General features: G+C 52.0%; 14 protein-coding genes. 11 read left to right on the forward strand and 3 right to left on the reverse strand.

All coding sequences use genetic code 11. From position 1 onward, the window contains the following. Nucleotides 1–52 precede the first annotated feature (52 nt). A complete protein-coding gene (radA, locus tag OCL06_RS14270; protein ID WP_262995708.1) occupies nt 53–1,420 on the forward strand; it encodes a DNA repair protein RadA in 1,368 nt (455 codons plus the stop codon). On the opposite strand, the gene OCL06_RS14275 is transcribed toward radA, so the two are convergent. Beyond that, nucleotides 1,387–1,809, reverse strand: a complete 423-nt coding sequence (locus OCL06_RS14275) for a PilZ domain-containing protein (protein ID WP_262995709.1) — start codon at nt 1,807–1,809, stop codon at nt 1,387–1,389. The two genes, radA and OCL06_RS14275, sit on opposite strands and share 34 nt — an antisense overlap. Nucleotides 1,810–1,943: 134 nt before the next feature. After that, nucleotides 1,944–3,614: an energy-dependent translational throttle protein EttA gene (gene ettA / locus OCL06_RS14280; RefSeq protein ID WP_262995711.1), complete on the reverse strand. Its 1,671-nt coding sequence runs from the start codon at nt 3,612–3,614 to the stop codon at nt 1,944–1,946. Nucleotides 3,615–3,899: 285 nt separating this feature from the next. Here ettA and lpxD point away from each other — a divergent pair, with 285 nt between their 5' ends. The 10 genes from lpxD to OCL06_RS14330 all read left to right on the forward strand — a co-directional run bounded on the left by lpxD (nt 3,900) and on the right by OCL06_RS14330 (nt 12,385). Beyond that, on the forward strand, nt 3,900–4,931 hold the full coding sequence (gene lpxD / locus OCL06_RS14285) for a UDP-3-O-(3-hydroxymyristoyl)glucosamine N-acyltransferase (RefSeq protein ID WP_262995713.1): 1,032 nt from the start codon (nt 3,900–3,902) through the stop codon (nt 4,929–4,931). Nucleotides 4,932–5,145: 214 nt separating this feature from the next. After that, on the forward strand, nt 5,146–6,402 hold the full coding sequence (glyA, locus tag OCL06_RS14290; protein ID WP_262995715.1) for a serine hydroxymethyltransferase: 1,257 nt from the start codon (nt 5,146–5,148) through the stop codon (nt 6,400–6,402). 59 nt (nt 6,403–6,461) lie between these two features. Next, nucleotides 6,462–6,914: a transcriptional regulator NrdR gene (gene nrdR, locus OCL06_RS14295; protein WP_262995717.1), complete on the forward strand. Its 453-nt coding sequence runs from the start codon at nt 6,462–6,464 to the stop codon at nt 6,912–6,914. A gap of 23 nt (nt 6,915–6,937) precedes the next feature. After that, the gene (gene ribD / locus OCL06_RS14300) at nt 6,938–8,065 is read left to right on the forward strand and encodes a bifunctional diaminohydroxyphosphoribosylaminopyrimidine deaminase/5-amino-6-(5-phosphoribosylamino)uracil reductase RibD (protein WP_262995719.1); all 1,128 of its coding nucleotides are present in this window, start codon (nt 6,938–6,940) and stop codon (nt 8,063–8,065) included. A 14-nt stretch (nt 8,066–8,079) separates the two neighbouring features. Next, nucleotides 8,080–8,745, forward strand: coding sequence for a riboflavin synthase (locus OCL06_RS14305; RefSeq protein WP_262995721.1), 666 nt, complete (start codon nt 8,080–8,082; stop codon nt 8,743–8,745). Nucleotides 8,746–8,770: 25 nt separating this feature from the next. Continuing rightward, nucleotides 8,771–9,880 (forward strand): bifunctional 3,4-dihydroxy-2-butanone-4-phosphate synthase/GTP cyclohydrolase II, encoded by a 1,110-nt coding sequence (ribBA, locus tag OCL06_RS14310; RefSeq protein ID WP_262995724.1) that lies wholly within the window; start codon nt 8,771–8,773, stop codon nt 9,878–9,880. 74 nt (nt 9,881–9,954) lie between these two features. Next, nucleotides 9,955–10,428: a 6,7-dimethyl-8-ribityllumazine synthase gene (gene ribH / locus OCL06_RS14315; RefSeq protein WP_262995726.1), complete on the forward strand. Its 474-nt coding sequence runs from the start codon at nt 9,955–9,957 to the stop codon at nt 10,426–10,428. A gap of 14 nt (nt 10,429–10,442) precedes the next feature. Further along, nucleotides 10,443–10,865, forward strand: a complete 423-nt coding sequence (nusB, locus tag OCL06_RS14320; protein WP_262995728.1) for a transcription antitermination factor NusB — start codon at nt 10,443–10,445, stop codon at nt 10,863–10,865. Between the two features lie 57 nt (nt 10,866–10,922). Next, nucleotides 10,923–11,888 carry a thiamine-phosphate kinase gene (gene thiL, locus OCL06_RS14325; RefSeq protein ID WP_262995730.1) on the forward strand — a complete coding sequence of 322 codons (966 nt, stop codon included), beginning with the start codon at nt 10,923–10,925 and terminating at the stop codon, nt 11,886–11,888. Continuing rightward, complete coding sequence (locus OCL06_RS14330) at nt 11,888–12,385, forward strand: phosphatidylglycerophosphatase A family protein (protein WP_262995732.1); 498 nt, start codon at nt 11,888–11,890, stop codon at nt 12,383–12,385. Before thiL ends, OCL06_RS14330 begins: the two co-directional genes overlap by 1 nt. 56 nt (nt 12,386–12,441) lie before the next feature. Here OCL06_RS14330 and OCL06_RS14335 read toward each other — a convergent pair whose 3' ends face one another. Further along, nucleotides 12,442–14,376 carry an alpha/beta hydrolase family protein gene (locus OCL06_RS14335; RefSeq protein WP_262995734.1) on the reverse strand — a complete coding sequence of 645 codons (1,935 nt, stop codon included), beginning with the start codon at nt 14,374–14,376 and terminating at the stop codon, nt 12,442–12,444. Nucleotides 14,377–14,392: the final 16 nt, after the last annotated feature.

The raw sequence follows: 14,392 nt of genomic DNA on the forward strand, positions 1-14,392 counted from the left end.
TTTAAAATGGTAAGCTACAGGCCATTGAACATCCGTAAAGTAGTATCCTCCTATGGCAAAGCGAAAGACCGCGTATGTCTGTTCCGACTGCGGAGCAGAATTTCCACGCTGGCAGGGGCAGTGCAGTGAATGTAAGGCCTGGAATACCATCAGTGAATTTGTTGTCAGTCCGGCGAAAACTTCAAGCCGGACCGTGCATTCAGGTTATGCAGGGCAGACCGCTGCCAAAATAGAGCGTCTTAACGCCATTGATTTAGAAGCATTACCTCGCTTCAGCTCCGGCTTTAAAGAGCTCGACCGGGTACTGGGTGGGGGCATCGTGCCTGGCGCTGCCATGCTTATAGGCGGATCGCCCGGAGCGGGTAAAAGTACCTTGTTGCTGCAGGTTATGTGTACTATGGCCGCAGGCCAGAGCGCGCTATATGTTACCGGGGAAGAGTCGTTACAGCAGGTGGCAATGCGGGCAAACCGCCTGGGGCTGCCTGATGATAAGTTAATGATGCTGGCCGAAACCAATGTGGAAACGATTTGCGAGCTGGCGTTGCAGAATAAACCCCGCATCATGGTGATTGACTCTATTCAGGTAATGCATGTAGCCGATGTTCAATCCGCGCCCGGTAGTGTTTCGCAAGTGAGGGAGAGCGCGGCCTATCTGACCCGTTTTGCCAAGCAGCACCATATTTCCATGTTTATCGTAGGGCATGTCACAAAAGACGGTAACTTGGCAGGACCCAAAGTACTGGAGCACTGTATTGACAGTTCCATGATGCTCGATGGTGACAGTGACGGACGCTACCGAACCCTGCGCAGTCATAAGAACCGTTTTGGTGCGGTCAATGAGTTGGGCGTCTTTGCGATGACCGAACGGGGCTTAAAAGAAGTTAAGAACCCCTCGGCAATTTTTCTGAGTCGCTCTGAGCATCAGTCACCGGGTTCCAGTGTGATGGTAATTTGGGAAGGCACCCGGCCGCTGCTGGTGGAGATTCAGGCGTTAGTCGATTATTCGCAGATGGCGAACCCACGTCGTGTCACAGTGGGGCTGGAGCAAAACCGTCTGGCCATGCTGTTAGCCGTGTTGCATCGCCACGGCAATGTGCAAATGAACGATCAGGATGTCTTTGTGAATGTGGTGGGGGGCGTCAAAGTGTCGGAAACCAGCGCCGATCTCGCACTGCTGCTGGCCATTCTTTCCAGCTTTAGAAACCGTCCACTGCCCCGCGAACTCATCGTGTTCGGCGAAGTAGGGCTGGCAGGCGAAATCAGGCCGGTACCCAATGGCACAGAACGTATTCTTGAAGCCGCAAAACATGGTTTCAAACGGGCTATTGTGCCCAAAGCCAACGCACCCAAACAGGGCGTGGAAGGGTTGCAAATAGTGCCGGTTTCTCAGTTGTCAGAGGCGCTGGACGCACTGGTATAGATGGCATTAATTAACGCATCCAAATCCTGTTCGCTAATATCGTTATCGGCGCTGTTCAGCATGATAAGACGGCGTAATGCGCTCACGCTGTCTAACGGGATATGGGCCACTTTGCACCCCATATATGTACGTGGTGTGTGGGGATCGGACTGCCGGTACAACTGCTCTAGCTGCATCGTTATGGCCGGGCTGTCCTGATTCGCTTTAAAGGATACTTCGTAGGGATCGTGGCTGTCGAAGGGCAGGGCCGCCAGATCTTCTTCTGTGGCGCTCAGGCGGATCCCCCGCAGTGATACATCTTCCGCCATTACCGGCACGCTGGTGTGCTGATGACGCAGACTGGCTGCCACTTGTAACGGTACCCGCTGGAATTGCCGTTTATCTGTCATGCTGTTCTCCCGCCCGACTCTCTGGAAATTAAAGCGGTAACCGCATCGCAGGTCAATGACTAATTATTAACCTGCATTTGCCTCCCTTCTAAAATACTGACATAAAAAAGCCGGGTTACCCCGGCTTGTGTGCGTTACTTTTTCGTCATGCGCTTGTATTTAAGGCGATGGGGCTCTACTACATCCTGCCCGAACTCCTGTTTCAGCCAGGCTTCGTAATCGTGGTAGTTGCCTTCGAAGAAGTTCACCTTACCTTCGTCACGGTAATCCAGAATGTGCGTCGCCACACGGTCAAGGAACCAGCGATCATGCGAAATAACCATGGCACAGCCAGGGAATTCTAATAGCGCATTCTCAAGCGCCCGCAGCGTCTCTACATCAAGGTCATTGGTAGGCTCATCGAGCAGCAGCATGTTACCGCCGGCTTTCAGAAGTTTGGCCAGATGCACCCGATTGCGCTCACCGCCGGAGAGGTCTTTGATGTATTTCTGCTGATCATTGCCCTTGAAGTTAAAGCGGCTGCAATAGGCGCGGCTGTTAATTTCAAAGTTACCAATACGGATGATGTCCTGATCATCAGAAATTTCTTTCCACACCGTGTTATTTTCATTCATATGGTCACGGAACTGATCGACACTGGCAATTTGCACACTTTCGCCCACGTCAATTTTGCCCGAGTCTGGTTGTTCGGTGCCACTGATCATCTTAAACAGGGTGGATTTACCCGCTCCGTTGGGACCGACAATCCCCACGATTGCGCCTTTCGGTACCTTAAAGGACAGGTCATCGATAAGCATACGGTCGCCATAGGATTTCGTCAGGTTTTCTACTTCGATCACCTTGTCGCCAAGACGCTCACCGGGCGGGATAAACAGTTCGTTGGTTTCATTACGCTTCTGGTAGTCGCCGGTAGACAATTCTTCGAACCGGGCCATCCGCGCCTTACTTTTCGCATGGCGGCCCTTCGGGTTAGAGCGAACCCATTCAAGCTCCTGCTTGATAGATTTTTGGCGGGCAGATTCGCTGCGCTCTTCCTGCTCCAGGCGCTTCTCTTTTTGTTCCAGCCACGAAGAATAGTTGCCTTCCCATGGAATGCCCTGACCACGGTCGAGTTCGAGGATCCAACCGGCGACATTATCAAGGAAATACCGATCGTGGGTAATCGCCACCACAGTCCCTTCATAATCGTGCAGAAAGCGCTCCAGCCAGGCTACGGATTCCGCATCCAGGTGGTTGGTAGGTTCATCCAGCAGCAACATATCTGGCTTTTCCAACAGCAGGCGACACAGTGCAACACGACGGCGCTCGCCCCCGGACAGCTTGGATACATCGGCATCCCAGGCCGGCAAGCGCAACGCGTCAGCGGCACGTTCCAGCGCATTCTCCAGGTTGTGCCCGTCTTTCGCCTGGATAATGGCTTCCAGTTCGCCCTGTTCTTTGGCCAGTGCATCGAAATCGGCATCTGGATCGGCGTACGCGGCATACACTTCATCAAGGCGGGTCAGCGCATGGGCAACATCGGCCACGGCTTCTTCTATATTACCGCGCACATCTTTGCTTTCGTCCAGCTGAGGTTCCTGTGGCAGGTAACCAATGTTGATACCCGGCTGGGGACGCGCCTCGCCTTCAATTTCAGTGTCAACGCCGGCCATTATGCGCAGCAGCGTTGATTTACCGGCACCATTAAGACCCAGTACGCCGATTTTCGCGCCTGGGAAAAAGCTGAGAGAAATATCTTTGAGTATGAAGCGGTTAGGCGGAACAATCTTACCTACCCGGTGCATACTGTATACGTACTGTGACATATCGTGTCCTTGCCCGAAAATAAAGGCCGTATTGTACGCCCAATCAGCCCGTTAAGGCTAGGGGCTGACTATGCTCTTCGCTGATAATCCCATCAATCAGCTCAGCACTTAGGGGAGTAGCGTAGCTTGCCGCTCTTCGAAGGCGTATTTGGTTAACGGTCATGCTGAAAAGCAGGTTCTTTCATCAAAACCTGTTTAATGACAGACAAATTAGCCCGACACACAGGACGGCTGTTAAAAAATGCAGTAGCATTCAACGCATTGTGTAAATTGTAGGGAAGTCTTATGACGACAGTGAATACACCTGTTTATTCTTTGCAGGAGCTGGCTGGACACGTTAAGGGTGAAATCATCGGGGATGCGACGATTTCGTTGTCGGGAGTGGGGACGTTATCCGGCGCAACAAAGCAGCAAATCTCCTTTCTAACCAATACCAAGTACAAACCTCAGCTGGCCACAACAGGTGCCGGCGCAGTCATCGTGCATGAGAAGATGCGCGATGATGTGACAGGGAATGCACTGGTGGTGGCTAACCCTCATGCTGCTTTTGCGCGGATCGCGCAGTTGTTTGACACCACGCCGGCAGTAGCAGCTGGCCGGGCGGCCAGTGCGGTGGTGGCAACCTCGGCGAAGCTGGGGAATAACATTGCGCTGGGCGAGCACGTGATCATCGAAGACAACGTGGTGCTGGGCGACAATGTGGTGATTGGCGCTAACTCGGTTATCCGTAAAGGCGCCCACATATTAGAAGACAGTGTGATTCACCCGAATGTCACGGTGTATCCTGATGTTAAGATTGGTAAGCGGGTTACTGTGCACAGCCAGACTGTGATCGGCGCGGCCGGGTTTGGCTATGCAAATGACGGCGGTACCTGGCTGCCCATCCCTCAGACAGGCTCAGTACAAATCGGCGATGACAGTCAAATCGGCGCCAGCAGTACGATCGACCGCGGTGCCATGGAAGACACGATCATTGGTAAAAATGTGATTGTGGATAACCAGGTGCAGATTGGCCATAACTGTATTATTGGCGATCACTCCTGCATTTGTGGAGCTACCGGTATCGCGGGCAGCTGTCATATCGGCAAGTACGTGATTATCGGCGGCGGTGTGGGCATCAATGGTCACATCTCTATCTGCGATAATGTGCAGGTCACCGGTTATACCATGATTGTGCAGGATATCACCGAGCCAGGCGTGTATTCATCAGGACAGCCGGCCATGCCAAATCGCGACTGGCGTAAAAACGCTATCCGTTTGCGGCAGATCGACAGCCTGTACGAGCGCGTGAAAAAACTGGAAAAAGCACAACAATAATCATCGTTACCGGTAAACCACTGCGATCGCGCAGTGGTACCCGGCTTGCCCGAGGGTCCCTCCCCATCCTGGATGGTAATAACCTCATCGGGCTGTCAACCTCGCCATCCACCCCACACAATCATAAAAGCGCCACAAAGCGGTATACATAGCGGCCAAAATGACTAGAATATGCGTTCGCTATTGCCATATTAACCGCAGTTAAGGAGCCTCCATGTTACCTCGCGAATCGAACATAGCTGATTTTGATCCCGAACTGGCCGACGCCATGGCCAAAGAAGTCACCCGTCAGGAAGAGCATATAGAGCTTATTGCTTCTGAAAATTATTGCAGTCCACGGGTTATGGAGGCACAGGGTTCTCAGCTGACCAATAAGTACGCTGAAGGCTACCCGGGCAAGCGTTACTACGGTGGTTGTGAACATGTTGATGTGGTTGAGCAGCTGGCTATCGATCGCGCCAAACAACTGTTTGGTGCCGAATATGCAAACGTCCAGCCTCACTCAGGCTCACAGGCTAACTCTGCCGTATTTATGGCGTTACTTGATGCTGGTGATACCGTGCTGGGCATGAGCTTGTCAGAAGGCGGCCACCTTACTCACGGCTCGCATGTGAATTTTTCGGGTAAGACCTACAATGCAGTACAGTACGGTTTAAACCACGACACCGGTGAAATCGATTACGAGCAGGTTGAAGCGCTGGCCGAAGAGCACAAACCAAAAATGATTATTGGTGGCTTCTCCGCATACTCAGGCGTAGTTGACTGGCAGCGTTTCCGTGAGATTGCCGACAAGGTCGGGGCGTACCTGCTGGTGGATATGGCTCATGTGGCGGGTCTGATTGCGGCAGGGGTTTACCCAAATCCGTTACCACACGCACACGTTGTGACCACCACCACGCACAAAACCCTGGCCGGCCCCCGCAGTGGTTTGATTCTGTCCGCCTGTGGTGATGAAACCATCTACAAAAAATTAAACAGCTCGGTATTCCCTGGGAATCAGGGTGGTCCGCTGTGTCATGTGATTGCGGCGAAAGCGGTGGCGTTTAAAGAAGCGCTGCAACCAGAGTTTAAAACGTACCAGCAGCAGGTAGTAAAAAACGCCAAGGCTATGGTAGCAGTATTGCAGGAACGCGGTTATAAAGTTGTGTCGAACGGCACCGAAAACCACTTGTTCCTGCTGGATCTTATCGATAAAGACATCACCGGCAAAGATGCTGACGCTGCCCTCGGCCGCGCCAACATTACTGTGAATAAAAACTCAGTACCTAACGATCCCCGTTCACCGTTCGTTACCAGTGGTCTGCGTATTGGTAGCCCGGCGATCACGCGCCGTGGTTTCAAGGAAGCTGAAGCTGAACAGGTTGCGGCCTGGATGTGTGACGTACTGGATAACCTCGGTGATGATGCTGTGGAAGCACGTGTGAAACAGGAAGTCATCGAGCTGTGCGCTAAATTCCCGGTCTATTCGTAACGGCATAGCAGGCGTTGTTCTCTGTGTGGGGGCAACGCCCCCATTAACGAGGATCCTGCATGTTTTGCCCATTCTGTTCCGCCCAGGAAACAAAAGTCATTGATTCACGGCTGGTTGCTGAAGGGCATCAGGTGCGTCGTCGTCGCGAATGTCTGGAATGCCACGAGCGGTTCACTACCTTTGAAAGTGCCGAGCTGGTTATGCCAAGGGTGATTAAGCGGGATGGTTCCCGTGAACCCTTTAACGAAGACAAGCTCAGAGCCGGCCTGCAACGTGCCCTGGAAAAGCGTCCGGTGAGCACAGAAAAGGTGGAACAATGTGTGTTGTCGCTGAAATCACAACTGCGCGCCACGGGCGAGCGGGAAGTGGAAAGCGAACTGTTGGGAACCTTAATCATGAACGCGCTTAAAGAGCTTGATAAAGTTGCCTATGTCCGCTTTGCGTCAGTATACCGGTCGTTCGAAGACATCCGGGAGTTTGGGGAAGAGATTGCCAGACTCGGCGAAAAGTAACCTTAACAGGCGGGGGTAAGCTAATGCCTCATGCGATAGCAACCGATTACCACTGGATGGCGCAGGCCATTCAGCTTGCCCGACGCGGTTTGTATACCACCTCTCCCAACCCCAGAGTGGGCTGCATCATTCTCGATAAAAATGGCACACTGGCTGGCAAAGGCTATCACGTCGAAGCTGGCACTGCTCACGCTGAAGTACATGCCTTGCAAGAAGCCGGCGCGTCTTCGCGCGGGGGGACGGCATATGTCACGCTGGAACCCTGTAGCCATTTCGGTCGTACACCACCCTGTGCTAACGCATTAATAGAGGCCGGTGTTGCCAGAGTGGTGGTGGCGATGACCGACCCGAATCCTAACGTCAGCGGCAGCGGCATCGCCCGGTTGCAGGAGGCGGGGATTGAAGTGATAAGTGACGTGATGGCCGCTCAGGCGGCAGCACTGAACCCCGGCTTTATCAAACGAATGATGACCGGCAAACCTTTCGTCCGGGTGAAGCTCGGAGTGAGTCTGGATGGTAAAATTGCCCTGGCGAATGGCGTCAGTCAGTGGATCACCGGACCTGCCGCGCGCCGGGATGTACAGCGCTTCCGGGCACAAAGTTGTGCCATACTCACTGGCTCAGGGACGGCGCGCGCCGATAACCCCAGTTTATTAGTGAGACCCAGCGAGGCCCGGTTCGAAGATTATCCGCTGCATAATATTCGTCAGCCAGTGCGGGTCGTGGTAGACAGCAAGCAGTCGTTGCCAGCAGAGTTACAGTTATTCAATGACGGTAAGACCACCTATGTGGCGACGACCCGGCAACCTGCTGAAACTGAAAGCCCGTCCCATGTATTGTCCCTGCCCGGGAAAGGCGGTCAGGTAGACTTAAGTGCACTTATGGAGCGGCTGGGCGCGATGCAGTTAAACGAGGTCTGGGTAGAAGCCGGGCCAGGACTGGCGGGAGCTCTGTTGCAGCAGGGTGAGGTTGACGAACTGATTGTGTATCAGGCGCCCAAATTGCTTGGAGATAACGCTATCTCTATGGTTTCTTTACCCGCCTTCGATACCCTTGCTGAAGCGGTTGAACTGCGTATGACGGATAGTCGCAGAGTGGGCAACGATATGCGATTACAGTTTGCAGTCAGCAGTCGTTCAGAAGTTGATTAATTGAGAGAGACGTTATGTTTACCGGAATTATAGAGGCGCTGGGTAGCATCACCAGTCTGGAAAACCGCGGTGACAATATCCGCCTGAAGGTATCGTCAGATAAACTGGACATGTCTGACGTGGCGCTTGGCGACAGCATTGCCACCAACGGTGTCTGTCTGACCGTTACTGATATGGGTGAACATCATTATTGTGCCGATGTCTCAGCGGAAACGATAAAATATACGGGCTTTGCCCACTACAAAGTTGGCTCAAAGGTGAATCTCGAAAAAGCAATGCGGCCTACCGACCGTTTCGGTGGTCACATTGTGTCCGGGCACGTGGACGGCGTAGGCGAAGTCAGCAACGTTACTCATCACACCGACTATGTTGAAATTTGGGTGAAAGCACCTACGTCTATTGCTAAATATATCGCCCACAAAGGCAGCATCACGGTGGATGGTGTCAGCCTGACGGTCAACGAAGTGAATGGCGCAGAGTTTATGCTGTGGATTATTCCCCATACCCTTCAGGAAACCGTTATTGGCACGTACCAGACCGGAACCCAGGTAAATCTGGAAGTGGATGTGGTGGCCCGATATCTTGAAAGGCTTATGCTAGGCGATAAAGCGGCCAATCCTGAGACTAAAAGCGGCATCGACATGGCGTTTCTGGCCGAAAATGGCTTTTTACGAAAATAAATACCCTACAAGAAGCACAACTATTATGGCATTGAATACTCCCCAGGAAATAATTGAAGACATTCGTCAGGGCAAGATGGTTATCCTGATGGACGATGAAGATCGTGAAAATGAAGGCGATCTCATCATGGCAGCAGAGCATGTCACACCGGAAGCTATTAACTTCATGGTAACTCATGCCCGCGGCCTGGTCTGTATGCCCATGACACAGGAACGCTGTAAGCGGTTAAACCTGCCACTGATGGTGGATAAAAACGAAGCGCAGTTCGCCACTAACTTTACCGTCTCCATCGAAGCCGCCCGGGGCGTTACTACCGGTATCTCGGCCGCCGATCGTGCCACTACCATCCTGGCAGCCGTCTCGCCGGACGCCAAAGCGACTGACATTGTTCAGCCTGGTCATATTTTTCCGCTGATCGCCAAAGAAGGCGGCGTGCTGAACCGTGCCGGTCATACCGAAGCGGGGGTGGACTTACCGCGTCTGGCCGGGTGTGAGCCAGCCGGTGTGATTGTCGAAATTCTCAATGAAGATGGCACCATGGCCCGGCGCCCTCAACTGGAAACGTTCGCCAAAAAACACAACCTAAAAATTGGCACCATTGCCGATTTGATTGAATACCGTAACCTGAACGAAACCACCATCGAAAAAGTCGCACAGTGCCACTTACCTACCGAGTACGGCGACTTTGAGCTGCATACGTTTAAGGATGTTATCGACAACCAGGTCCACTTCGCGCTGAAAAAAGGGGAAGTGAGTGAAGACACGCCCACCTTAGTGCGTGTGCATTTACATAATACGTTCAGCGATTTGCTTGGCTCTACCCGTGGTATCCATCGGTCAATGACGCTGCCTGAAGCCATGACCCGGATTGCCGATGAGGGTGGGGTAGTGGTTATCCTGGGCAAGGAAGAACAAATTGAAAGCCAGGTGCGCCGCTTCGCCGCAGAAGATCGCGGTGAACAGCCCGCCGGGGCAGAATGGCAGGGCTCATCAAGAACGATTGGTGTGGGCAGCCAGATACTCGCCAGCCTGGGCGTGCAGAAAATGCGCCTGCTCAGTAAGCCGATTAAGTATCATGCGCTGTCAGGTTATGGCCTGGAAGTTGTAGAATATATCCACGATCAGCAGGACTGATTCCTGCCAACATTCAATGTAGTTTGCGCGTGGTTATGCTATACTGCGCGCCGTTTTTCTCGAGGAAAGAAATCATGCAGGTCATAGAAGGTAATATCAGAGCGACCGGTAAGAAATTCGCCATTGTCGTGTCACGGTTCAATAGTTTTGTGGTTGAAAGCTTGCTGGAAGGCGCGCTGGATACACTTGAGCGTCACGGCGAGGTGAGCGACGACGACATTACGGTTGTACGCGTACCGGGCGCATATGAGCTGCCGGTTGTGGCCAAAAAACTGGCTGAAAAACAGTCGTTCGATGCCATTATCGCATTAGGCGCGGTTATCCGCGGGGGGACACCCCACTTTGACTTTGTTGCCGGTGAGTGCAACAAAGGTTTAGCACAGGTGTCGCTGGAGTACGGCGTGCCGCTGTCTTTCGGTGTTATCACCACAGATTCTATTGAGCAGGCCATTGAGCGTTCAGGCACCAAAGCGGGCAACAAAGGTGCAGAAGCTGCACTGGGCGCGCTGGAAATGGTGAATGTCATCGACGCTGTCGACAAATTATAAGGTAGGCGGCATAAGTGAAAGTTTCAGCACGTCATAAAGCCCGGGAACTGGCCCTTCAGGGGATCTATTCCTGGCAGTTAAGTAAGAATCCCATCGAACAGGTGGAATTATCTCTGGCAACCAGCAACGACATGCAAAAAGTCGACATGCCATACTTCCAGGCCCTGATCCGGGGCGTGGCGGCACAGTCAGCAACGTTGGACAGTGCCATTAAACCCTACCTGGGGCGTCTGCCCGAGGAGCTGGATGCCATCGAAAAAGCCATTCTGCGGCTGGCAACCTACGAACTTACCCAACGCATGGACGTGCCATACCGGGTCATTATCAACGAAGCCATAGAACTGGCGAAATCGTTTGGTGCCGAAGAAAGTCATAAATTCATTAACGGCGCACTGGATAAAGCTGTTCGCACCCTACGCAAGGACGAACGCGGCTAGGTGGTGAACCTAAAGCGTGACCGGCTCTGGTCACGCGATGACGCAATAGTTGGAAATGTGAAAGAATTTGATCTTATCGGTCGCTATTTCTCTGAAGGCGGCCATCAGCGCAAGGACGTCGTGGTAGGGATTGGCGACGACTGTGCGGTAACGACTGTGGCTGAAAACCAGCAGCTCGCTGTAACAACCGATACGTTAGTAGCTGGCGTGCATTTCTTAGCAGATGCGCCGGCCCGTTCGATTGCGCACAAAGCAGTGGCCGTCAACCTCAGCGATCTTGCTGCCATGGGGGCGGAGCCTGCGTGGATAAGCCTGTCCCTGTCCTTACCTGAACTGCAGGAAAGCTGGCTTGAAGAGTTTGTCAGCGGGTTATACGAGCTCACTCAGTATTATTCCGTACAGCTTATTGGCGGTGATACTGTGCGCGGGCCGATGGCACTGACCATTACTGCACAAGGCTTCATACCGCCGGGTTCGGCACTGCAACGTTCTCAGGCAAGACCCGGCGACTGGCTGTATGTTACGGGTACCCTTGGCGATGCCGGTGCAGGACTGGATATCTTGCAGGACAAACTGATTGCACAGGGCGAAGAGCGGGATTTTCTGGTTAAACGTCACCAGTACCCAACGCCTCGGGTGGCTGCAGGCACTGCGCTGCGTCGCACGGCAAGTGCATGCATTGATGTCTCAGATGGCTTGCTGGCTGATTTATCTCATATCTTACGCCAGTCTGGTTGTGGTGCCTGCGTGCATGTAGACAAACTGCCGATTTCACGGGCGTTAAGACATGTGACCGATATCGAGCAGGCTTACCAGTATGCCCTGGCCGCAGGCGATGATTATGAGCTTATCTTTACTGTGAGTGAGGAGCAGCGCGGCAATCTGGAAACCTCTCTGGCCAGCACAAACGTTAAAGCCACCTGTATAGGCCAGCTAACCGGTCACCGTGAAAACATTGAGCTGAAGCTGAATAACCAGCCTTATCGTCTGCCAGCCAAAGCCGGCTATGAGCACGAGTTTTAATGCAACGGGTATATCGGCAGCGGGTTAGCATGAAAAATCCGGTTCACTGCCTTGCCCTGGGTTTTGGCAGTGGACTGATCCCGTTTATGCCAGGCACGTTCGGCTCTTTAGCTGCCATTCCGCTGTTGCTGGCTGCGTCATCGCTTAGCCCCACCGGGTTTCTGCTATGTACCGTGCTGATCAGTGTAACCGGTATTTATTTCTGCGGAAAAACCGCCCACGACATGCAGGTGCATGATCATGGTTCCATTGTGTGGGATGAAATTGCCGGCATGTTTGTTACTTTTCTGATGCTGCCGCTCACGGTGCCTTATCTGGTCGCAGGTTTCGTCCTGTTCCGAATTTTCGACATTCTTAAGCCCTGGCCTATTGGTATTATTGATAAACGCCTGCACGGCGGCACAGGCATTATGCTGGATGATATACTGGCGGGGGCCATGGTATGTGGTAGCTTGCACCTCATTTCCATGTTGTGGCCTGCCTGGTTGCTCTGGTAGCTCCTTCAGGCTAACACAGCCCAGCGAAACACTGTGAAGCCGGAAACGTACAGAGGTTAATCAGTCTTTACTGGGGCATGTTTTTGTAGAAACGCTTCCGTTTTTTCATATACCGCTTTTACATTTTCTTCTTTACAGAAAACGCAGTGCCCGGTTTCCTCTAAAGGGATGAATTCCACAGGTTTGTTGTTCTCCTCCAATGCATCACGCATTAGCTGTGCCTGATCATAAGGAACGACATTATCCTCCTCGCCATGTACTAATAAAATGGGAGTGGTGATTGTCGCCGCGTGCAATGCAGGCGACCGGTCATGCAGCATAGCTTTGTCTTCTTCGGGGTGACCAATACTGTTTTTAATGTAAGTTCGTATCTTTTCGGTTTCAAATTTGTCGAGATCGTATTCAACCTGCTCAGACAAATGGGTTACGCCGTTGATGCTCACTGCACATCTAAACAGTTCAGGAGTTTTCACAGTGCCCATCAGAGCAGCGTAGCCACCGTATGATAGTCCGACCATGCAAACCCGATCCGGATCAGTAATCTCGTTGGCAACCAGAAAGCGCACAACATCTTCCAGATCTTCCTGCATTTTGCCACCCCATTCCTTATATCCGGCTAATTCGTGTTCCTTTCCATAGCCGGTAGAGCCCCGGAAGTTTGGCTTCACCACAATGTAACCACGTGTGGCAATAAACTGTGCAAAATCATCCCAACCCATATAGTCCCGATGCTGAGGACCACCATGAGGCAACACGACAGTAGGCATAGCCTGAGAACCATTGTAGTCAGGGGGAAGTAAAATGTAGCTGTCGATAATGTGGCCATCGCGGGTCTGATATTGAATTTTCGTTCCTCTGGCGAGGTGTTCTTCAGGTAGCGTCGTGTAAGCATAGCTCAGTAGTTTGATTTGATGTTGCGTATGGTCGTAGATGAAATAGGAACCCGGGTTGTTCATGCCCCAGGAGACCAAAATCGCAAGCTCATTATTTTCTGAGGTACTTGGGGCGACAAAGTTTTCACCTTCAAAATGGCTGGAGATTGCGTCGTAAAAGTCCTGATCCTGCTTGTCAAAGTAACGCGAGCGGTAGACGTCGGTGAGAACAGTGTAACCAATAACTTCATTTCTATAGCCATTGGTAACCACGCCGACAATATCAGTATCAGGCAGACTCACCAGAACCTGTTTCTCACCATCAACAATAGTTATCAGTTCGTGGAAGCCGGTTTCCGGATTCTTTTTTCGATATACAAGGGCATCATCTTTAACGCCAACCAGGTCTTTTATTTCAATGCTGTTTCTGTCCGCATCTTCATCATTAAAGTATATTTCTTCAATTTCCAGCCAGTCCTGTTGCTGGGTATAATTAAAAATTTCTATGGTGTGAGCAATGCGCTTGTAATCGTATCGAAAAAGTACTTTGCCCTCTTCACTGGTGATAAATGCAACAGTTCGGGAGCCTGCGGAGGCTATCATCTCAGACTTGCCCGTATTTACGTTCACTTTATAAAGCGTTCTGCGACCGAGACGATAAGACGACATCAGCACGTGCTCAGGGTCGGCAGGCAAATAGTTCTGAATGCGCGCCAGGTTGATGACCCTTTCTGCTGAGCGCTCATCATTAAGTAATTTTACCAGGCCGGTACCATCGATATTAGTGGAGACAATACGTCCAAACATAAAATAGTCGTCGAGATCGAAATCCTCATTACGTTCAGCATCGCGACGGGCACCTTCCGTGCCGTAGGGGACCCTTAGCTTAACCAGGAGCCGCTCATTGTTAGCCCAGCTTACGTGGTAAGGCCGAATTACATTGTCGCCAAACTTTGTTTTAATCTTGTTTTGCTTCAGATCAAGCACCACAACCACACGACGGTCGTCTTCATTCCATACCGTTGCTAAATGCTTTCCGTCTGGTGAGAGACTGGCGGAAACGAGCCCAGGTTTGGCAATAAAGTCGTCGACGGAGAGTGTGGCAGCAGTTTTCGCCAATAGGGGAGAGCACCAA

It is taken from the genome of Alteromonas salexigens, assembly GCF_025628895.1.
Taxonomy (GTDB): Bacteria; Pseudomonadota; Gammaproteobacteria; order Enterobacterales; family Alteromonadaceae; genus Alteromonas; species Alteromonas salexigens.